This window comes from Streptomyces sp. NRRL F-5122, from assembly GCF_001507435.1.
GTDB classification, from domain to species: Bacteria; Actinomycetota; Actinomycetes; order Streptomycetales; family Streptomycetaceae; genus Streptomyces; species Streptomyces lannensis.
The window spans coordinates 26432-46120 of sequence record NZ_LMWH01000246.1 but is presented as its reverse complement, the minus strand read 5'-3'; the positions used below and the strand labels follow the sequence as shown (position 1 = coordinate 46120).

Below are 19689 nucleotides of genomic sequence, written 5' to 3'. Positions count from 1 at the left end.
CGATGGGTGGTCGTGCGGTCGGCGGCGGTCAGAGGGCCGGCGCCGGACGGAAGCGGCGCCGGTACTCCGCCGGGGCGGAGCCGAGAGCCTTCACAAAGGCACGGCGCATGGCCTCGGGGGTGCCGTAGCCGCTGGCCCGGGAGATCTCCTCGACGCCGTCCGCGGTGTCCTCCAGGAGCCGTCGGGCGTGCTCCAGGCGGACCCGGTCGACGAAGCGGCCCGGTGTCGTACCGGTCTCGGCCCGGAAGGCACGAGCGAAGTGGCGGGGCGAGAGCCGGGCGCGGGCGGCGAGCGACTCGACGCAGAGGTCGTCCCCCGGGTGCTCGGTGATCCACTGCTGGACCTCGCGCAGCGGTTCGCGCCGGGCGGTCTGGGCGGCGAGCTGGGCGCTGAACTGCGACTGGTTTCCGGGGCGGCGCAGGAAGACGACGAGGTGGCGGGCGATGTTCAGTGCGGTCTCGCGCCCCAGGTCCTCCTCGACGAGCGCGAGAGCGAGGTCGATGCCCGACGTGACGCCGGCCGAGGTTGCCACATGCCCGTCGCGCACATAGATGGGGTCGGGGTCGATGTCGATCTCCGGGTGATGGCGCGCCAGGGTGTCGCAGTACGCCCAGTGGGTGGTCGCACGGCGGCCGTCCAGAAGGCCCGCGCGGGCGAGGAGGATCGCCCCGGTGCAGACGGAGACCAGGCGGCCGACGACCCGGCCGTGCCGGCCCAGCCAGTCCACCAGGCGCGAGTCGGGGCTCCGGGTGCCCCGGCCGCCGGGGACGAGCAGGATGTCCAGAGCGGGCGCGTCGGCGAGTGCGAGGTCGGGAACGAGCGTCAGGCCGCTGGAGGAACGGACGGGGGCACCGTCCAGGGAGGCGGTGACCAGGCGGTAGGTCCCGGGGCAGCAGGCCTCTGCTCCCGCGAAGACCTCCACCGGCCCGGTGACGTCGAGGCTCTGCACCTCGTCGAAGAGGACGACAAGCAGGGTGCGCATGGCATCGATTCTTGGCGGACGGCGGGATGGCCGCAACGACGAGCAACCCACCTTTCCTGCCATCGTCTGCGCGGCCGTTCCTTGCGTACCGACCAGTCGGTAACGTACGGGCCATGACGATTCCCCTGCCCGAGCGCGCTGGGCGGCGCTGCCACAACCTGATCAATCCGCTGCACTCGACGCACTACTTCTCACCGGATCTGGAACGCGAACTGACCGCAGTGGGGATCGAGGACCGCAGGGCCGCCTACTTCGCGGTGCGGGCCGCCGCGATGGGACCGGTCGGCGCGGGCGTGGTGACGGCGACGTTCTACAACTTCCGGCCCGAGACGGTGGCACGGCATGTGCCCGCCGTCTGGGAGACCGCGCCCGCCCCTGTGGTCCTCGCGGCACGCACGCGTGCCGTCGACACGACGCTGCGGCGGCTGCTCGGCGAGGAGGCCGTCGCCTCCGAGGAGATGGCCGAGGCCGCGGAGCTCGCGCTGCGCGCGGCACAGGCGTGCACCCCGCAGGCACGCCCGCTGTACGCCGCGCACGCCGCACTTCCCGTGCCCGACGCACCCCATCTGGCTTTCTGGCACGCGGCCACACTGCTGCGCGAACACCGTGGCGACGGTCATCTCGCGGTACTGCTGGACGCCGGACTCGGCCCGCTTGAGGCGTTGGTGACGCACACCGCCACGGGCAAGGGCATGGCGCCGAAGTGGGCGCTGGCCACTCGGGGCTGGAGCAGGGAGGACTGGGCTGCCGCAGCCGGCCGGCTGCGCGAGCGCGGGCTGCTCGACGCGGACGGCGGGTTGACCGCGAAGGGCACCGCGCTGCGCAAGGAGATCGAGGTGGAGACCGACCGTCTGGACCGCGGTCCCTACGAGCACCTCGGCGCCGCGGGCGTCGAACGCCTCACGGGGCTGGCCGGGGATTTCCTCGCCAGGGCGTTCGCGGCCGGAGCCTTTCCCCCGGACATGATCGGCAAGGGATGAGGTACCCGGACCTCGTCCCGGCGGACACGCCGGGACGAGGAAAGGGGAACGACGTGTTCCATGCGATCGCGGAAGCACTGCGCCGGATCGGCGGCGCGGTCGGCACTCTGGTGGCCCTGCCCTTCAGGGCTCTGGCCAGGCTCTTCGGCGCGGCGTCGGGCTCGGGGGGAGGCGGCGCCCGCCGGGCCTGAGCGGCCGGTCGCACGCGGCGGCGGGGCCACGGCGGCCGCCTTGCGCGACCCGGAACCGCCAGGGCCCCCGCCCTGATCCCCTGTTGCCCGTGCGACCTGCCACAATTGCCGCGCAACCTCAGTGGAGAAGGCGGTACGGGATCGTGACGACACCCCTCGTAGGGTCCATCGAAGGCAGGATCGCCGAGGAGCTCGGCGTACGGGAGCGGCAGGTGAAGGCCGCGGTCGAGCTGCTCGACGGCGGCTCGACGGTGCCCTTCATCGCCCGCTACCGCAAGGAAGCGACCGAGATGCTCGACGACGCGCAGCTGCGCACGCTCGAGGAGCGGCTGCGCTATCTGCGGGAGCTGGAGGAGCGGCGCACGGCGATCCTGGAGTCGGTGCGCGAGCAGGGCAAGCTCACCGAAGAGCTGGAGGCCCAGATCCGGGGCGCCGAGACGAAGGCGCGCTTGGAGGACATCTACCTGCCGTTCAAGCCGAAGCGGCGCACCAAGGCGCAGATCGCGCGTGAGGCGGGCCTGGAACCGCTGGCCGAGGGGCTGCTGGGCGACCCGGCGGTCGAGCCGTTCGCCGCGGCCGCCGCCTTCGTCGACGCCGACAAGGGAGTGGCCGATGCCCAGGCCGCGCTCGACGGCGCGCGGGCGATCCTCACCGAGCGGTTCTCCGAGGACGCCGACCTGATCGGCGAACTGCGCGAGCGGATGTGGGTACGCGGGCGCCTGGCCGCCAAGGTACGGGAGGGCAAGGAGGAGGCGGGCGCCAAGTTCGCCGACTACTTCGACTTCGCGGAGCCGTTCACCGAGCTGCCCTCGCACCGCATCCTCGCGATGCTCCGCGGCGAGAAGGAGGAAGTCCTCGACCTCGTCCTGGAGCCGGAGGAGGCGACGGAGGGGCCGTCCTCGTACGAGGGGATCATGGCGAACCGGTTCGGGATCGCCGACCGCGGCCGGCCCGCCGACAAGTGGCTGACGGACACCGTCCGCTGGGCCTGGCGCACCCGTGTCCTCGTGCACCTGGGCATCGACCTGCGCCTCAGGCTGCGCACGGCCGCCGAGGACGAGGCGGTGGCGGTCTTCGCAGCGAACCTGCGCGATCTGCTGCTCGCCGCCCCGGCCGGCACGCGCGCGACGCTGGGCCTGGACCCCGGATTCCGTACGGGTGTGAAGGTGGCCGTGGTGGACGCGACGGGCAAGGTCGTCGCGACGGACGTCATCTACCCGCACGTACCGGCCAACAAGTGGGACGAGGCGATCGCCAAGCTGGCACGCCTGGCCAAGGAGCACGCGGTCGAACTGGTCGCGATCGGCAACGGCACCGCGTCCCGTGAGACGGACAAGCTCGCCGGCGAACTCATCGCCAAGCACACGGAGCTGAAGCTCACCAAGGTCATGGTGTCCGAGGCGGGCGCGTCGGTGTACTCGGCCTCCGCCTTCGCCTCCCAGGAACTGCCGGACATGGACGTGTCGCTGCGCGGTGCGGTCTCCATCGCCCGCCGCCTCCAGGACCCGCTGGCCGAACTGGTGAAGATCGACCCGAAGTCCATCGGCGTCGGCCAGTACCAGCACGACCTGTCCGAGGTGAAGCTGTCGCGTTCGCTGGACGCGGTGGTCGAGGACTGTGTGAACGGCGTGGGCGTGGACGTCAACACGGCCTCGGCTCCCCTGCTCGCCCGGGTGTCCGGCATCTCCTCCGGACTCGCGGAGAACATCGTGGCCCACCGCGACTCCAACGGGCCGTTCAGCTCGCGCTCGCAGCTGAAGGGCGTGGCGCGGCTCGGCCCCAAGGCGTACGAGCAGTGCGCGGGCTTCCTGCGGATCCGCGGCGGTGACGATCCGCTGGACGCCTCCAGCGTGCACCCGGAGGCCTATCCGGTCGTCCGCCGCATGGTGAAGACGGCGGGCCGGGAAGTGGCCTCGCTGATCGGCAACACGGGTGTGCTGCGCTCGCTGAAGCCGTCCGAGTTCGTGGACGAGACGTTCGGTCTGCCCACCGTCACCGACATCCTCAAGGAGTTGGAGAAGCCGGGACGCGACCCGCGGCCCGCCTTCAAGACGGCCACCTTCAAGGACGGCGTCGAGAAGATCTCCGACCTGTCCTCCGGGATGGTCCTGGAGGGTGTCGTCACGAATGTCGCGGCCTTCGGCGCCTTCGTGGACATCGGCGTTCACCAGGACGGCCTCGTGCACGTCTCGGCGATGTCGAAGACGTTCGTCAAGGACCCGCGGGACGTGGTGAAGCCGGGCGACATCGTCAAGGTGAAGGTCCTGGACGTCGACATCCCGCGGAAGCGGATCTCGCTGACGCTGCGTCTGGACGACGAGGCCGTCCCGCAGCAGAACGGCGGTGGCGGCGGTCGCCAGCAGCGCGGCGGGCGGGCGCCGCAGCAGCGGCAGCCCCGCCAGGGCGGTGGTTCCCGCCAGGGCGGCGGTTCCCGGCAGGCGCCCCCGCCGGCCAACAGTGCGATGGCCGACGCCTTGCGTCGCGCGGGTCTCCTCGACCCGAAGAACGGCCGCCGCTGAGGCACTGGGCCCCGACCTCCCGCGAACCGCGGGGGGCGGGGCCCTCGTTGCGCCTTCGCACGGTCGAAGACGTGCGTGCCGTCGGCGCGTTCGTCACGGCCCGACCCATGACCGGGCCGGATCACACGGACGCCGCCTGCACACTGGACACGTCGTCACCGCCCGGGTACTCGTCGGCCGGACCACCGGACTGCGGGTCGCCGGCGACTGCCTGTTCCCGGGCGGCGCGACGCGGTGGGAGGACGGTCGAAACCGGCCCGGGCGCGCGGCGGCGGAAGCCGGGCGGAGCGGCTCGACGAACGCGGCGGCACCGAGGTCCGCGCCCCCGGTGACAGGGCGGGCCCGGAGCTGTCCGCGCGCGGCGTCCGTCGGTGTGTCAGGGGGCCTCACAGGACGTCGGCGAGCCGGTCCACCTGGGCCGGGTCGAGGCCGTAGCAGTAGAGCATGACCTCGTCGGCGCCGAGGTCGGCGAATCCGGTGATCGCGTCGCGGATCTCCACCCGTGTGGTGAGCATGCCGGCGGCCATCCGGTCGGCCATGCCGGTGAAGGCGTAATAGGCCCGCATCGCCGCCCGGGCCTCGTCGATCAGCTCTTCCGGTCCGAGGGCGACGTTGATCTGCGCGACGATGCGGGGCTCCCCCTCACGGCCGTACTCGTGCCAGAAGCGGCGGACCGTGTCGAACAGGCCGCCCGCCCAGGAGGGCGGAGCGGCGGCGAGGAACCCGTCGCCCCACCGCGCGACGCGTTCGAGCGCGACGGGCTTGAAGCCGCCGAAGAGCACCTCCGGTCCACCGGGACGGGCCGGCAGGGGACCGATGGGGCCGACGCCCTGGCCGTGCGGCTCGCCGGCCCACAGCCGGCGCAGCACCCTCATCTGTTCGTCGAGGCGCCGGCCCCGGGTCCGGATGTCGACGCCCGTGGCCCTGTGGTCGTCGTGCCGGCCGCCGATGCCGAGACCGAGAACCAGACGGCCATCGGTCATCCGGTCCACGGTGGCGGCCTGCTTGGCGAGCAGGGCGGTGTCGCGCAGCGGAGCGAGCAGTACCTCGGTCTGCACCCGGATGCGCGAGGTGGCTCCGGCGAGTACGGCGAGCGCCACCAGCGGTTCGGGGTTGTCGTAGACGAGCCGGTCGAGCAGGCCGAGGGTGCTGAAGGGCCCTGCGTCGGCGCGCCGCGCCCAGTCGATCAATGCGGTCGGGTCGCCGATGGGCAGGCCGATACCGATGTGCATGAGGAGACCTCCGGGAGGAAGGGTCGGCAAAGACTGCTGCCGCCCCTCCGGCACCTCACCGAGGTGGGACGTTCCCGCTCTGCGGCGTACTCCGGGGGAGCGTCTCGTCGAAGTGGACTCACCGTAGGGCGCACGCCTCCGGCGGAACAAGCCGATTACGGCCGCGCGGTCACCGGTGTTCCGTCACCTTGCCGTCCGCCACCTCCAGGCGGCGGTTCACCTGGACGGCATCCAGCATCCGGCGGTCGTGGGTGACCAGGAGCAGAGTGCCCCCGTAGGAGTCCAGGGCCGATTCCAGCTGCTCGATGGCCGGGAGATCGAGGTGGTTCGTCGGCTCGTCGAGGACGAGGAGGTTCACGCCCCTGCCCTGGAGAAGGGCCAGTGCGGCCCGCGTGCGCTCGCCCGGGGAAAGGGTCGAGGCCGGGCGCAGGACGTGTTCCGTCTTCAGGCCGAACTTGGCGAGCAGCGTACGCACCTCGACCGGCTCCGTGTCGGGGACGGCGGCACTGAACGCGTCCAGCAGGGTCTCGGGGCCGTGGAAGAGCCCGCGCGCCTGGTCGACCTCGCCGACCAGGACCCCCGAACCGAGGGCGGCATGGCCCGAGTCCAGCGGGACACGGCCGAGCAGCGCGCCGAGCAGCGTCGACTTGCCCGAGCCGTTGGCACCGGTCACCGCCACCCGGTCCGCCCAGTCGAGCTGCAGCGACACCGGACCGAACGTGAAGTCGCCGTGCCGCACCTGCGCGTCCCGCAGCGTGGCCACGACGGAACCCGAACGGGGAGCCGCCGCGATCTCCATGCGCAGCTCCCACTCCTTGCGGGGTTCCTCGACGACTTCGAGGCGCTCGATCATGCGCTGCGTCTGCCGGGCTTTCGCGGCCTGCTTCTCGCTGGCCTCGCTGCGGAACTTGCGGCCGATCTTGTCGTTGTCGTTGCCCGACTTGCGCCGCGCGTTCCTGACCCCCTTGTCCATCCAGGACCGCTGCATCTGGGCCCGGTCCTGGAGGGCGGACTTCTTGTCGGCGTACTCCTCGTAGTCCTCGCGCGCGTGCCTGCGCGCCGTCTCCCGCTCCTCCAGGTAGGCCTCGTAGCCACCGCCGTACAGATTGATCTGCCGCTGCGCGAGGTCCAGCTCGAGGACCTTGGTGGCCGTGCGGGTGAGGAACTCGCGGTCGTGGCTGACGACCACCGTGCCGGCCCGCAGCCCCGCGACGAAGTGCTCCAGGCGCTCCAGACCGTCGAGATCGAGGTCGTTCGTGGGCTCGTCCAGCAGGAACACGTCGTAGCGGGACAGCAGCAGCGAGGCGAGGCCGGCACGGGCCGCCTGGCCGCCGGACAGGGCGGTCATCCGCTGGTCGAGACCGACGCCCAGGCCGAGGGAGTCTGCGACCTCCTCGGCACGTTCGTCCAGGTCCGCACCGCCGAGGCCGAGCCAGCGCTCCAGGTTCTCGGCGTACGCGTCGTCGGCCCCGGGCGTCCCGTCGACGAGCCCCTGTGTCGCCTCGTCCATCAGACGCTGCGCCTCGGCCACACCGGTGCGGCGCGCCAGAAACGCGCGTACCGTCTCGCCCGGCCTGCGGTCCGGCTCCTGCGGGAGGTGGCCGACCGTCGCGGTCGGCGGGGACAGGCGCAGTTCCCCCCGCTCCGGGGCGAGCACTCCGGCGAGCATCCGCAGCAGGGTGGACTTGCCGGCCCCGTTGGCACCGACGAGCCCGATCACGTCCCCGGGCGCGACGACGAGGTCGAGCCCGGAGAAGAGCGAACGATCACCGTGCCCGGCGGTGAGGTCCTTGGCGACAAGAGTGGCAGTCATCAGACCGCCGATCCTAACGAGCGCGGGACGGCGGTCCCAACGGCAGGAGCCTCGGGCCGGACCGCAGGGCGCCGCTCCGGGCCGCTCAGCTCGCCACCGCCGCCACCAGCACTCCGGCGGACGTCCTGGCCACCACGTAGGCCTCCCCCTTGGTGGCCCTCGGGCCGAGGGCGATGCGATGGCGGCCCGTCGCCAGCATTCCGTCGAAGACCTCACGGATGTGGACGCGGTGCAGTCGGTCCTGGCGGTACGTGGTGAGGCCGACCCGGCAGGTGGCACCGACCTCGAGGTCCGCCGTGCCGTCGGCGGCCGTCAGGCGGACGAGCCGGCGCCGCTGCGGCGGGTTGCGGTCCAGCGCCTGCTCGACCTGGGCGACGAGGAGCGGAACGACGGGGGCCGGTCCGTCGACGTACGCCACCTCGACCCCTGCGCGCTCGAACGAGTCCCGGACGCCGGCGCGTTCCCGTTCGCCGACCGCGTCCCCGAAGACGACCGCGTCGTACCCGCGGAGTTCCTCGGCGGGCACGTCCGTGGCGTCCTGCGTGATGTCCGCACCGATGCCGATGGTCCGCAGCGCGGCGGCGAGCCGGGCCGGGCCGGCGACGCGCGGGCCGATCAGCAGCACCCGGCTCCGTTCGGCCGCACCGCCGTCGAGCAGGGCACGCAGGGCACGGCGGTACTCCTCGCCGTGGAAGCGGAACGGCCCTGTTCCCGGGTAGCCGTTCAGCTCCAGGTCCACCCGCTCGTCGCTCTGCCGGACGAAGTCCCGCCAGACGACGTCGTCACCGTCGTTCTCGATCACCGCGGTGACGGCGCCGCAGGCCAGCTCCGCGCACTCCGGGCAGCCGTAGATGATGTGGCGACCGCCGGCGAGAGGTGCGCCGGTCTCCAGCAGCAGGGCGCGCACCTGGGCGGTGAGGACGGCGGGCGGTAGGTCGGAGGCGAGCGGGGAGACGGCGTCCAGGTCGGGGAGCCGGAACAGCAGCGGACGTCCGTCCACGACGAAGTCCATGAAGTCCCGGTGCACTTGACGGTCACCGTTGGCGAGGACGCCACCGGCGCGCATCGCCGGCGCCAGGCCGAAGGTCGCGTACTCGGCAGACATGTGGTGAGTATCCCCGCACTCGCGGTGCAGTGAGCGCGGCAGCGCACATTCGGCTAGCGTCCCCGCGTGACGAGAGACCAGAGCGGTGATGTGATCGTGGTCGGCGGCGGCGTCATCGGTTTGACGACGGCGATCGTCCTGGCCAGGAGCGGCCGGCGGGTACGGGTGTGGGCGAGGGAACCCGCCGAGCGGGCCACCTCGGCGGTCGCCGGAGCACTGTGGTGGCCCTACCGGATCCGGCCCGAGTCCCTCGTCGGCGACTGGGCTCTGGAATCACTCGCCGTGTACCGGGAACTGGCGGAGCGGCCCGAGGAGACGGGCGTACGCCTGGTCGAGGGCGTACACGGTGAGACACGCCTGGACGGGCTCGGGGCGTGGGCCGCGGGCATCGACGGTCTGCGGGCCGCCACGGACGCCGAGTACCCGGGAACCGGGCTGTGGGGACAGCTCCCCCTGATCGACATGTCGACTCATCTTCCCTGGTTGCGTGAGCAGTTGCTGCGGGCCGGCGGTAGGGCCGAGGAACGGGCCGTCACGGATCTGGCGGAGCCGGCCGCCGAGGCACCGGTCGTGGTCAACTGCACCGGCCTGGGGGCTCGCGAGCTGGCCGGGGATCCCCTGGTGCATCCGGTACGCGGGCAGCTCGTCGTGGTGGAGAACCCCGGGATCACGACCTGGCTCACCTCGGTGGACCACTCGGCTAAGGCCAGCACGTACATCCTCCCCCAGCCGGGCGGGCTGATCCTGGGCGGCACCGCCGAGGAGGACGACTGGTCGCTGACACCCGATCCGCGTACGGCAGCGGAGATCGTGGCGCGGTGCTCGGCGGTACGGCCCGAGATCGCGGGAGCCCGCGTCCTCCAGCACCGGGTGGGGCTGCGACCGGCCCGCGACACCGTCCGGCTGGAACGCGAGGTGCTGCCCGGCGGCGGGACGGTGGTGCACAACTACGGGCACGGGGGTGCGGGCGTCACGGTGGCGTGGGGGTGTGCGCGTCGGGCGGCCGGGCTGGCGGGCCCGGCCGCCTGACGTACCGTCAGCGGTGCATCGCCGGCGTGCGCGGCATGGTCACCGGACGTCCCCCGGAACCCGGTGGGCGGTGTGCGGGGTCCGTACACCGTCCCGGGCGGCGGACCCGGGCGCGGACGCGGGGGAGCCCGAGGCGGCGCGGTCGAAGGCCGCCGCCCCACCGACCAGCGGAACACGGGCGCTCGTACGGGACAGGTCCACGGTCAGGGTGGGGGTGTCGGCCGGTGGGTCGATGAGATCCCGGTCGGTGCCCGCGACGATCAGCGCGAGCCGGTGGCCCTTCGGGACGACGTGGTCGGTTGCGGCCAGGTCGAGTGTGATCGTGTACGCCCTGCCCGGGGTGAGCGGGACGCCCTTGCGGTCCGAGGCGTAGTTGCCGAGGTCGGCCCAGCCGCGGCTGAACACCGTGGAGCCCACGTCGGTCCTCTTGGCCTGGGTGGCCCTGAAACAGGCGCTGTCGCCCGTCGTGCTCGCACCCCAGCAGGTGCGGTCGGTGAGCGTTGTGATGCCCTCGCCGGAGTCGGCGTAGTCCCGGATGGTGTCGGGCCCGAGATCGACCAGCACCGCGGAGAGATGGGCGGTGGGGGTGGTCGGTGTCACGGTGACGGTGACCGTGGAGGAGCCGGAGACCCGCAGGTCCCTCGACAGGGGCGCGGTGAGGAAGCCGGCCTTGCCCGGGGTGGACTCGTCGATGTGTGCGGCCCAGTCGGTCTCGCTCAGCTTCGGATCGTCGGTGAACGTCTCGGTGCCCTTGCCGGTCCGCAGCCCGAGGGTGCCGACGCCCGCCGTGGTGCCCCGGCCCGGCCGCAGGGTGGTGGTCGCCGTGTCCCGCGGCGGCCAGACGGCCGAGGTGGACCACTGGTCGGGGTGGCGTTCGATGTCGGCCATGGGCTCGCGGTCGATGCCGTTGTCGTAGCCGAGGAGCTCGTGGTCGAACCAGCGGTGCAGGGTGTCCACCCACTCCGTGCGCCGGTAGTCGAAGGGGTCGACGTGCCCGGTCTGGGAGAGCCAGATCTTGCGCTCGACGCCGTTCTTCGCCAGCGCGTTCCACCACTGACCGAGGTGCTTGGTGCGGACGTTGAGGTCCTGCATGCCGTGCACGAGGAAGACGCTGGCCCGGACCTTGGCGGCGTCCTTCACGTAGTCGCGCTCGGTCCACTGCGGCGTCCAGTCACCGGTGCGCGGTGCTCCCTCGACGAGCTTCTGCTGCACGGCGGCGCACCGGGCGCGGGCGTCGGGGCTGTCGACGTAGTCGGCGAGCCAGTCGGGGCCTGAGTCGTACAGGGGTGCGCCCTTGGCGAAGTAGTAGTCGTACCAGGAGGAGATGGCGCTGATCGGCACGATGGTCTTCAGGCCCTTGACGCCGGTGGCCGCGACGCCGTTGGCGATGGTGCCGTCCCAGCTCTTGCCGATCATGCCGGTGCTGCCGTCGGTCCAGGTCGCCTTCGCCGTGGTCGCACCGGTGCGGGTGGTGTAACCCTTGGCGCGGCCGTTCAGCCAGTCGACGACCGCCTTGGCGGACTGGATGTCGGAGCGGCCGCCGACGTCGACACAGCCGTCGGAGCGGTTGGTTCCGGCCAGGTCGACCCCGACGAAGGCGTAGCCGCGCGGCACGAAGTAGTTGTCGTAGAAGAGCGGCATCTGGACGACATGGCCCGCGGCGTCGTAGGTCTTCGTCTGGCTCTCGTTGCCGCGCCCGCAGCAGGAGTAGTACGGGCTGGCATCCATGATCACGGGGATTCGGCGCCCCTGGGCTGCGGGTTCGCGCGGCCGGACGATGTCGACGGCGACCCGGTCGGTCCGGCCGTCGCCGTCGCCGTCCAGGCCGGTGTCCACCCAGACGGACTCACGGATGGCGTTCTCGTACGAGTACACGGGCCGGCTCTCCCGTGGCGCGCCGTGGGCGGCCGACGGCGTGAGGAAGGCGGCCAGCAGGGCGGCCGTGGCCGCCGTCGCGAGTGGTCTCCAGATCGTGAAGCGCGTACGTTTCGGCATGCGCGGGACGGTACATGGGTCAACTCCCGTGCAGAAGAGGGCAACTGACGACCTGCCGGACGGCAGCGGCTGCAACGGCCGGGAGAGTCCCGAGGGACGCCGTGGCCCATGACGGCCGAATGGCGATCGTGTGACAGGGGGCGCCATGGACATGCTCAGGCGGGCGGGGACTGAATAGGGTCCGAACCGATCTCGTGCCCCTATGACTTGGAGCTCTCGTGCACCGCAGACTCATCGCCCCGGGCGCGCTCGCGGCGGCTTCCTTGTTGCTGGCGATCCCGGCATCGGCCGCCGACGACCGGCCCGGCGCACCGGGTATCGGCGACTCCTACTACCCGTACTACGGCAACGGCGGCTACGACGTCTCCCACTACGACATCCGGCTCACCTATCGGCCGCAGACGGACGAACTGGAGGGCACGACGACCCTCCTCGCCACCACCACGCAGAACCTGTCCCGGTTCGACCTGGACTTCCTGCTCGATGTGAGCGAGGTCCGGGTGAACGGCGCGAAGGCGGCGTTCACCACGTCCGGACAGCACGAACTGGAGATCACCCCGGCCCGTGCACTGCCGAAGGGCACCGCGATCACCGTCGTGGTGCGGTACAGCGGGGTGCCGTCCACGAAGAGCGCGTACGGCTTCTCCACCTGGCACCGCACCCCGGACGGCGCGGTCGCGGCCGACGAGCCCGAGTCCGCGTGGTGGTGGTTCCCCAGCAACGATCATCCGCTCGACAAGGCGACCTACGACGTGTCGGTGGCGGTGCCGCAGGGCACACAGGCGATCTCGAACGGCACGCTGCAGTCGACCGTCTCCGGGCCCGGTACGACCCGGTACAACTGGCGCTCCGACAAGCCGCAGGCGACCTATCTCACCACGCTGGCGATCGGCAGGTTCGACATCACGACGGGGAAGACGTCCAACGGCGTCCCGGTCGTCAACGCCTACAGCAAGGACCTCGGTGCCGACGACGGCGCCGCCCGGGCGAGCGTGGAGCGGACCGGCGAGATCGTCGACTGGCTGACCGGCTACTTCGGGCCGTATCCCTTCAACTCGGTCGGCGGGTACGTCCCCGACACGACCACCGGATACGCGCTGGAGACACAGACCCGTGTGTACTACAGCCCCCGGCAGTTCGCAGGCGGCTCGAACACGTCCGTGGTCGTGCACGAACTGGCGCACCAGTGGTTCGGCGACGACGTGTCGCTGAAGGGCTGGAAGGACATCTGGATCAACGAGGGGTTCGCACGCTACGCCCAGTGGCTGTGGTCCGAGCACGAGGGCGAGGGCACCGCGCAGGAGCTGGCGGACTACGTGTACGCCTCGCATCCGGCCGACGACGCCTTCTGGACCGTCGCGCCGGGTGACCCGGGGCCGGACAACCAGTTCGACATCGCGGTGTACGACCGGGGCGCGCTCGCCGTGCAGGCACTGCGGAACGAGATCGGGGACGACGCGTTCTTCGCCGTCCTGAAGGGCTGGCCGAAGAAGCACGCGTACGGCAACGCCTCGGTCGCGGACTTCCGGGCGTACGCGCAGAAGGTGTCGGGGAAGCCGTTGGGCGAACTCTTCGACACCTGGCTGTTCCAGCCGACGAAGCCCGCCGCACCCGCGGCACAGGGCGCGGCAGTCGCGCAGCGCGCCACCGCCCCCATACCGCCGAAGTCGTGGAAGAGGATCGAGGCGACGAACGACGTGCACGGAGGCTGATGCCGACCCGGGCGGCGTGGGCCGGGCGCCCGCGCCGCCTCACCGCAGGGCCGACTCCGCCTCCGCCGCCCGGGTCAGCAGTTCTTCCCGGCCCGCCGCCGCCGTCCGCGTCGCCGGCACCGTACAGGCGTGAGCCCCGGCCACCGCGCCGTAGAGCGCGCACCGCCGGGGCGGCTCCCCGCTGAGAAGGCCGAAGAGGAAGCCGGCCGCGAAGGAGTCGCCCGCGCCGTTGGAGTCCACCACCGGGGCGGGCGGGGCCACGGCAGGGACATGGGTCACCTCGTCGTCGGCCAGGAGGTACGCCCCCTCGGCTCCGGCCGTGGCGACGACGATCCGCGCCCGGCCGCGCTCCACGAGGTGCCGCATGGTCCGCTCCGGATCGGTGAGACGGGCGGTGGACACGAAGACGACGTCCGCGGCGCGGGCGAATGGCTCGTGATACGCATCCTCGCCGTCCCAGTCGTGCAGATCGGTGGACAGGGTCACCCCCGCCTCCCGGAGCACGGGCAATGCGTGGGCGGCCGGATGGGTGATCGCGACATGGACGTGCCGGCTGCCGTCCGCCAGCGCCCGGAGCACCGGCTCGGGGAACCGGTCCTCTCCGTGCGAACGGCTCGCGTCGTACAGGGACAGCCGCCGCCCGTCCGGGCCGACGAGGTTGACGGCGCGCTTCGTGCCGGCGGGCTGGGGTATCACGGTGAGCCCGACGCCCCGGTCGCGGTGCAGGGCACGGACCAGTTCGCCCTCGGGGTCGTCGCCGAGCATGTCGAGGTGATGGGTGCGAAGCCCGAGGGCGCTCAGCCCCAGCGCCACGAAGTCCCCGGTCTGCCCGGCCCTGGTCTCGATCCCGGACCGGATCATGTAACTGTCCGCATACGGGAGCGGCAGTTCCGGCACGTACACGATGGTGTCCACCCCGGCCCCGCCCACGACGAGCACATCGGTGTCCCGGCTCACTCCGGCTCCTCCCCCGGGTCGTACACGGTCACGTGCACGCCACGCTTCAGGAGCCGCTGGCTGATCAACGGCTCCACGCGGGACCATGTGCCCCCGGCGAGCCCACACCCTATGCGCGGCATATGGACGCGGGCGCCGAGGTCCAGCGCCCGAGGGGCCAGCGCCGCCAGTGCCGTGTCGATCGCCTCGTACCGCACGGGTACGGTCCCGCGGCCGCGCCTGCGTATCCCCCGCTGCCCGATCAGATTGGCCACCCACACGTCGGTCTCGACCCGGACGACCTGGACGGCGCCCAGACCGAAGTCGTTCGTCTCCCGGGCCCGGTACCAGGCGCGGTACGCCGCTTCCGGCTCCGGCCAGCGCTCCGAGACCGCCGTCACGAAGCCGCGCCCCCAGCGCCCGACGTCGTTGCACACATGGGCGACCACCTTCGCGCCCTCGCCCGACGGCATGGTGGCGTCACCCCGGACATACAGGATCTCCGACATGACGCCACCGTAGGGACCACCACTGACAGCGGCCGGTGAGCTGCTACTGCGTGAACCCGGTCAGCTCCCTGTCCGCCGCCTTCGCGATGCGCCGGCGCAGTGCGAACCAGCCGCCGACGAGCATGACGGCGATCACGGGGACGAGCATCAGCGTCTTGCGGCCGACGTCGGGGTCGTTCCACATCAGGCCGAGCACGGCCAGCAGGAAGGCGATGGTGACGATCTCGGTGACCGGGCTGCCGGGCAGCCGGAAGGACGGCCGGGTGAGCCGGCCCTCCCGGGCGCGGCGCACGAAGGCCAGGTGGCAGACCATGATGATCACCCAGGTGCTGATGACACCGAGCGAGGCCACGTTCAGCACGATCTCGAAGGCCCGGCTCGGCACGAAGTAGTTCAGGGCGACGCCGAGGACGCACACCGCGCAGGTGAGCAGGATGCCGCCGTAGGGCACCTGGCTGCGGTTCATCCGTGCCGTGAACCTCGGCGCCGAGCCCGCCACGGCCATGGAGCGCAGGATGCGGCCGGTGGAGTACAGGCCCGAGTTCAGCGAGGACATCGCGGCGGTCAGCACGACCAGGTTCATCACGTCTCCCGCGCCCTGGACGCCGATCTTCGACAGCACGGTGACGAACGGGCTCTGGTCCGCCGAGTACACCGAGCCGGGCAGCAGCAGCGCGAGCAGCACCACCGAGCCGACGTAGAAGAGGCCCACGCGCCACATGATCGAGTTCACGGCGCGCGGTACGACCTTCTCCGGCCGGTCGGTCTCGCCGGCGGCGACGCCGACCAGTTCCAGGGCCGCGTAGGCGAAGATCACGCCCTGCATGACGATGACGACGGGCATGACCCCGTGCGGAAGGATCCCGCCGTGGCCGGTGATCACGCTCAGACCCGGCTTGGTGCCGTCCACGTCGTGCTGCGTGGACAGCAGGAAGATGCCGACGAACATGAAGCACACCAGCGTGGCGACCTTGATGATCGCGAACCAGAACTCCATCTCACCGAAGATCTTCACCGAGATCAGGTTCACCGCCAGCACCACCGCGAGCGCGATGAGGGCGAGCACCCACTGCGGGACGGAGGTGAAGAAGCTCCAGTAGTGCGTGTAGAGCGCGATGGCGGTGATGTCCGCGATGCCGGTCGTCGACCAGTTGAGGAAGTACATCCAGCCGGCGACGTACGCGCCCTTCTCGCCGAGGAACTCGCGGGCGTACGACACGAAGGACCCGGACGACGGCCGGTACAGGACCAGCTCACCGAGGGCGCGGACCACGAAGAAGGCGAAGACACCGCAGACCAGATAGGCCAGGGCGAGGGCCGGACCCGCGCTGTGCAGTCGTCCGCCGGCGCCAAGGAAGAGTCCGGTCCCGATGGCGCCGCCGATCGCGATCATGTTGACGTGGCGGGCCTTGAGGTCCTTGCTGTAACCGGCGTCGCCGGCGTCCGCGGGCGTCCGGGCCGCATCGCGCTGGGATGGGACCGCGGCCGTGTTCACGGCGTCCTTGCTCACGAGTGGATCTACTCTCTGGTGCGCCCGTCGCTCAGCTGCTGCGGGTGTCCGGATGGGGCTCGGCCCGGGCCACCCCTGACGTGGCGCAGACCAAGGCGCCACCTTCCCCCGAAGATCGCCGGGCATGCGATGGTGCACGTCACATGGGGGCACTTCTCACACGAAGTCCATCTTGGCGTCACCTGGCGGTCACGTTGCCATGCAGCACCCGCTCAGGTGTCACAGCAGTGGTGGGACAGCGATACTGCTGCACATGACGACCGAGACCGAGGAGCCGGCACTCACCGTCGACGAGCTGGCCGCACGGGCCGGGGTCACGGTCCGCACCGTTCGCTTCTACAGCGCCAAGGGCCTGCTGCCGCCGCCCGTGATCGGCCCGCGGCGGGTGGGGCACTACGGTTCCGGGCACCTGGCCCGGCTTGCGCTCATCGAGGAGTTGCAGCGCCAGGGCATGACGCTGGCGGCCATCGAGCGCTATATGCAGCAGCTTCCGGGAGACCTGTCCCCCAGGGACCTGGCCATCCACCGCGCCGTCGTCGCGTCCTGGGCGCCGGACGCGACGGAGACGATGACCCGCGAGGAGCTCGAACGCCGGGCGGGACGGCCGCTCGGCGAGGAGGAACTGGAGCGGCTCACGGCGATGAACGTGGCCGTGCCGCGCGACGGCGCGTACCTCGTGGACCCGGGGCTCCTCCGGCTCGGCGTCCAGCTCCTCGACGTGCCCTTCGGCCTCGAGACGATCCTCGCGGCCCGCGGCGTGCTCATCGAACATTCGCGGGCGGCGGCGCACGAGCTGTCGTGCCTGTTCCGCGACGCGGTCGCGGACAGTGACTCCACGGCCGTGAAGTCACTGTCCGCCCATATGCATCCGCTGGTGGTGCAGGCCCTGCTCACCACCTTCCAGCGCTCCCTGAGGGAGGAGCTGCGCAAATGGCTCCCGGAGACGGGACCGCACGGGGACCTGTGACCCCGTGCGCCCCGGCCCGTGTCAGCCCGCGTCGGTGAACCGCTCGCCCTTGTCCGCCTTCTCCACCAGCAGCGCGGGCGGGGTGAACCGCTCGCCGTACCGCTCGGCGAGCTCCCGGGCACGGGCCACGAAGGCGGGGAGACCGGCGCCGTCGGCGTAGCCGTTGATGTACTGCAGGACACCACCGGTCCAGCCGGGGAAGCCGATGCCGAAGATCGAGCCGATGTTGGCGTCGGCGACGGACGTCAGCACGCCCTCCTCCAGGAGCCGGACGGTGTCCAGCGCCTCGGAGAACAGCATGCGCTCCTGCATGTCCTCGAACGGGATCGTGCGGCCCGGCTCGGTGAAGTGCTCCCGCAGGCCCGGCCACAGCCGCCCGCGCTTGCCGTCCTCGCCGTACTCGTAGAAGCCGGCGCCCCCGCTGCGGCCGGGCCGGCCGAACTCGTCGACCATGCGGTCGATGACGGCCTCGGCCGGGTGCGGGGTCCAGGTGCCGCCCGACTCCTCGACGGCCCGCCTGGACTCGTTGCGGATCTTCCGCGGCAGGGTCAGCGTCAGCTCGTCCATCAGGGAGAGGACCTTGGCCGGGTAGCCGGCCTGGGCCGCCGCCTGCTCGACGGACGCGGGCTCGATGCCCTCTCCGACCATGGCGACGCCCTCGTTGATGAAGTGCCCGATCACCCGGGAGGTGAAGAAGCCGCGCGAGTCGTTGACGACGATCGGCGTCTTGTTGATCTGGCGGACCAGGTCGAAGGCACGGGCCAGTGCCTCCTCGCCGGTCCGCTTCCCCTTGATGATCTCGACGAGCGGCATCTTGTCGACGGGCGAGAAGAAGTGCAGCCCGATGAAGTCGGACTGCCGCTGCACACCCTCGGCCAGCGCGGTGATCGGCAGCGTCGAAGTGTTGGAGCACAGCAGCGCGTCCGGCTCGACGACGTTCTCGATCTCCTGGAACACCTTGTGCTTGAGCGTAGAGTCCTCGAACACCGCCTCGATGACGGCGTCACAGCCCGCGAGGTCGGCCGCCTCGGCGGTGGGCGTGATGCGGGCGAGCAGGGCGTTCGCCTTCTCCTGGGTCGTACGCCCCCTGCCGACCGCCTTGGCGCACAGCTTCTCGGAGTACTCCTTGCCCTTGACGGCCGCTTCCAGCGACACGTCCTTCAGGACGACCTCGATGCCCGCGCGGGCGCACGAGTAGGCGATGCCCGCGCCCATCATCCCGGCGCCCAGCACGGCGACCTTGCGGACCTGCCGGGGCTCGACGCCCTTCGGCCGGTTGGCGCCGGAGTTGACTGCCTGGAGGTCGAAGAAGAACGCCTGGATCATGTTCTTCGCGGTCTGCCCGGTGACCAGCTCGGTGAAGTAGCGCGCCTCGATGGTCAGGGCGGTCTCGAAGTCGACCTGGGAGCCCTCCACCGCGGCCGCGAGGATGTTGCGCGGGGCGGGGTAGGGAGCGCCGTTCAGCTGCTTCTTCAGATTGGCCGGGAACGCGGGCAGGTTGGCCGCGAACTTCGGGTTGGACGGCGTACCGCCCGGGATCTTGTAGCCCGGCTGATCCCAGGGCTGCCGGGACTCGGGGTGGGCGTCGATGAAGGCGCGGGCCCTCTCGAGCATCTCCTCGACGGTGGTGGCCACCTCGTGCACCAGGCCGTTCTCCAGGGCGCGCCGCGGCGCGTACTGGGTGCCCTGGAGGAGCACCTTCAACAGGGCGTCGGCGATGCCCATGAGGCGTACGGTGCGGGTGACACCGCCGCCGGCCGGCAGCAGACCGAGGGTGACCTCGGGCAGGCCGATCTTGGAGCCGGGAGCGTCCAGGGCGATGCGGTGGTGGGAGGCGAGGGCGATCTCGTAACCGCCGCCGAGGGCCGCGCCGTTGATGGCCGCGACGACCGGCTTGCCGAGGGTCTCGATGCGTCGCAGGGAACTCTTGATCGCGGTGCCGGTGTCGAACGCCTGCCGGGCCTCGGCCGGCCCGACCTTCATCATGTCCTTCAGGTCGCCGCCCGCGAAGAAGGTCTTCTTGGCGGAGGTGTAGATGATGCCGCGGATGGAGTCCTTCTCGGCCTCGGCACGCTCGGCGATCGCCGCGATCGAGTCCTTGAACGCCTGGTTCATGGTGTTCGCGGACTGGTTGGGGTCGTCCAGGACGAGGGTGACGATCCCGCTGTCGTCCTGCTCCCAGCGGATGGTGGTGGACTCAGTGCTCATC

Annotated in this window: 15 protein-coding genes; 6 read left to right on the top strand and 9 right to left on the bottom strand. The window is 71.4% G+C overall.

The genetic code is table 11. The features are described from left to right. Positions 1-28: 28 nt before the first annotated feature. Entirely contained in the window at positions 29-982 is a 954-nt protein-coding gene (locus ADL25_RS29990) for a GlxA family transcriptional regulator (protein WP_059131005.1), read from the bottom strand. Between the two features lie 113 nt (positions 983-1095). Between ADL25_RS29990 and ADL25_RS29985 the strand changes: the two genes are divergently transcribed. The 3 genes from ADL25_RS29985 to ADL25_RS29975 all read left to right on the top strand — a co-directional run bounded on the left by ADL25_RS29985 (position 1096) and on the right by ADL25_RS29975 (position 4672). Next, a complete protein-coding gene (locus ADL25_RS29985; protein ID WP_059131004.1) occupies positions 1096-1962 on the top strand; it encodes an SCO6745 family protein in 867 nt (288 codons plus the stop codon). 53 nt (positions 1963-2015) lie between these two features. Then, a complete protein-coding gene (locus ADL25_RS49925; RefSeq protein WP_199839224.1) occupies positions 2016-2153 on the top strand; it encodes an LPFR motif small protein in 138 nt (45 codons plus the stop codon). A gap of 143 nt (positions 2154-2296) precedes the next feature. Further along, complete coding sequence (locus tag ADL25_RS29975) at positions 2297-4672, top strand: Tex family protein (protein WP_059131002.1); 2376 nt, start codon at positions 2297-2299, stop codon at positions 4670-4672. A 386-nt stretch (positions 4673-5058) separates the two neighbouring features. Here ADL25_RS29975 and ADL25_RS29970 read toward each other — a convergent pair whose 3' ends face one another. From ADL25_RS29970 to ADL25_RS29960, 3 genes are all read right to left on the bottom strand, one after another. Next, positions 5059-5904 (bottom strand): LLM class flavin-dependent oxidoreductase, encoded by an 846-nt coding sequence (locus tag ADL25_RS29970; RefSeq protein WP_059131001.1) that lies wholly within the window; start codon positions 5902-5904, stop codon positions 5059-5061. Positions 5905-6073: 169 nt separating this feature from the next. Then, positions 6074-7717 (bottom strand): ABC-F family ATP-binding cassette domain-containing protein, encoded by a 1644-nt coding sequence (locus tag ADL25_RS29965; protein ID WP_059131000.1) that lies wholly within the window; start codon positions 7715-7717, stop codon positions 6074-6076. Positions 7718-7802: 85 nt separating this feature from the next. Then, positions 7803-8822 (bottom strand): hypothetical protein, encoded by a 1020-nt coding sequence (locus ADL25_RS29960; RefSeq protein WP_059130999.1) that lies wholly within the window; start codon positions 8820-8822, stop codon positions 7803-7805. A 66-nt stretch (positions 8823-8888) separates the two neighbouring features. Between ADL25_RS29960 and ADL25_RS29955 the strand changes: the two genes are divergently transcribed. Further along, a complete protein-coding gene (locus tag ADL25_RS29955) occupies positions 8889-9851 on the top strand; it encodes an FAD-dependent oxidoreductase (protein ID WP_107116738.1) in 963 nt (320 codons plus the stop codon). Between the two features lie 39 nt (positions 9852-9890). On the opposite strand, the gene ADL25_RS29950 is transcribed toward ADL25_RS29955, so the two are convergent. Next, positions 9891-11846, bottom strand: a complete 1956-nt coding sequence (locus ADL25_RS29950; RefSeq protein WP_059130997.1) for a Xaa-Pro dipeptidyl-peptidase — start codon at positions 11844-11846, stop codon at positions 9891-9893. A 218-nt stretch (positions 11847-12064) separates the two neighbouring features. On the opposite strand from ADL25_RS29950, the gene ADL25_RS29945 reads away from it, so the two are divergent. Next, a complete protein-coding gene (locus ADL25_RS29945) occupies positions 12065-13558 on the top strand; it encodes a M1 family metallopeptidase (RefSeq protein ID WP_059130996.1) in 1494 nt (497 codons plus the stop codon). A gap of 39 nt (positions 13559-13597) precedes the next feature. Here the strand turns inward: ADL25_RS29945 and ADL25_RS29940 are convergent, their stop codons facing one another. The 3 genes from ADL25_RS29940 to ADL25_RS29930 are packed head-to-tail and all read right to left on the bottom strand — an operon-like array spanning position 13598 to position 16513. Continuing rightward, entirely contained in the window at positions 13598-14515 is a 918-nt protein-coding gene (locus ADL25_RS29940) for an adenosine kinase (protein WP_059130995.1), read from the bottom strand. Continuing rightward, the gene (locus ADL25_RS29935; protein WP_059130994.1) at positions 14512-15003 is read right to left on the bottom strand and encodes a macro domain-containing protein; all 492 of its coding nucleotides are present in this window, start codon (positions 15001-15003) and stop codon (positions 14512-14514) included. Before ADL25_RS29935 ends, ADL25_RS29940 begins: the two co-directional genes overlap by 4 nt. 43 nt (positions 15004-15046) lie before the next feature. Beyond that, positions 15047-16513, bottom strand: coding sequence for an amino acid permease (locus tag ADL25_RS29930; RefSeq protein WP_059130993.1), 1467 nt, complete (start codon positions 16511-16513; stop codon positions 15047-15049). A 253-nt stretch (positions 16514-16766) separates the two neighbouring features. Here ADL25_RS29930 and ADL25_RS29925 point away from each other — a divergent pair, with 253 nt between their 5' ends. Then, entirely contained in the window at positions 16767-17480 is a 714-nt protein-coding gene (locus tag ADL25_RS29925; protein ID WP_234381089.1) for a MerR family transcriptional regulator, read from the top strand. Positions 17481-17501: 21 nt separating this feature from the next. Here ADL25_RS29925 and ADL25_RS29920 read toward each other — a convergent pair whose 3' ends face one another. Next, a complete protein-coding gene (locus ADL25_RS29920) occupies positions 17502-19688 on the bottom strand; it encodes a 3-hydroxyacyl-CoA dehydrogenase NAD-binding domain-containing protein (protein WP_059130991.1) in 2187 nt (728 codons plus the stop codon). Position 19689: the final 1 nt, after the last annotated feature.

Coding starts and splice junctions, on each gene's coding strand:
- ADL25_RS29965 (WP_059131000.1), bottom strand. CDS start 7,717: ATGACTGCCACTCTTGTCGCCAAGGACCTCACCGCCGGGCACGGTGAT.
- ADL25_RS29935 (WP_059130994.1), bottom strand. CDS start 15,003: ATGTCGGAGATCCTGTATGTCCGGGGTGACGCCACCATGCCGTCGGGC.
- ADL25_RS29960 (WP_059130999.1), bottom strand. CDS start 8,822: ATGTCTGCCGAGTACGCGACCTTCGGCCTGGCGCCGGCGATGCGCGCC.
- ADL25_RS29925 (WP_234381089.1), top strand. CDS start 16,767: ATGACGACCGAGACCGAGGAGCCGGCACTCACCGTCGACGAGCTGGCC.
- ADL25_RS29950 (WP_059130997.1), bottom strand. CDS start 11,846: ATGCCGAAACGTACGCGCTTCACGATCTGGAGACCACTCGCGACGGCG.
- ADL25_RS29920 (WP_059130991.1), bottom strand. CDS start 19,688: ATGAGCACTGAGTCCACCACCATCCGCTGGGAGCAGGACGACAGCGGG.
- ADL25_RS29970 (WP_059131001.1), bottom strand. CDS start 5,904: ATGCACATCGGTATCGGCCTGCCCATCGGCGACCCGACCGCATTGATC.
- ADL25_RS29985 (WP_059131004.1), top strand. CDS start 1,096: ATGACGATTCCCCTGCCCGAGCGCGCTGGGCGGCGCTGCCACAACCTG.
- ADL25_RS29990 (WP_059131005.1), bottom strand. CDS start 982: ATGCGCACCCTGCTTGTCGTCCTCTTCGACGAGGTGCAGAGCCTCGAC.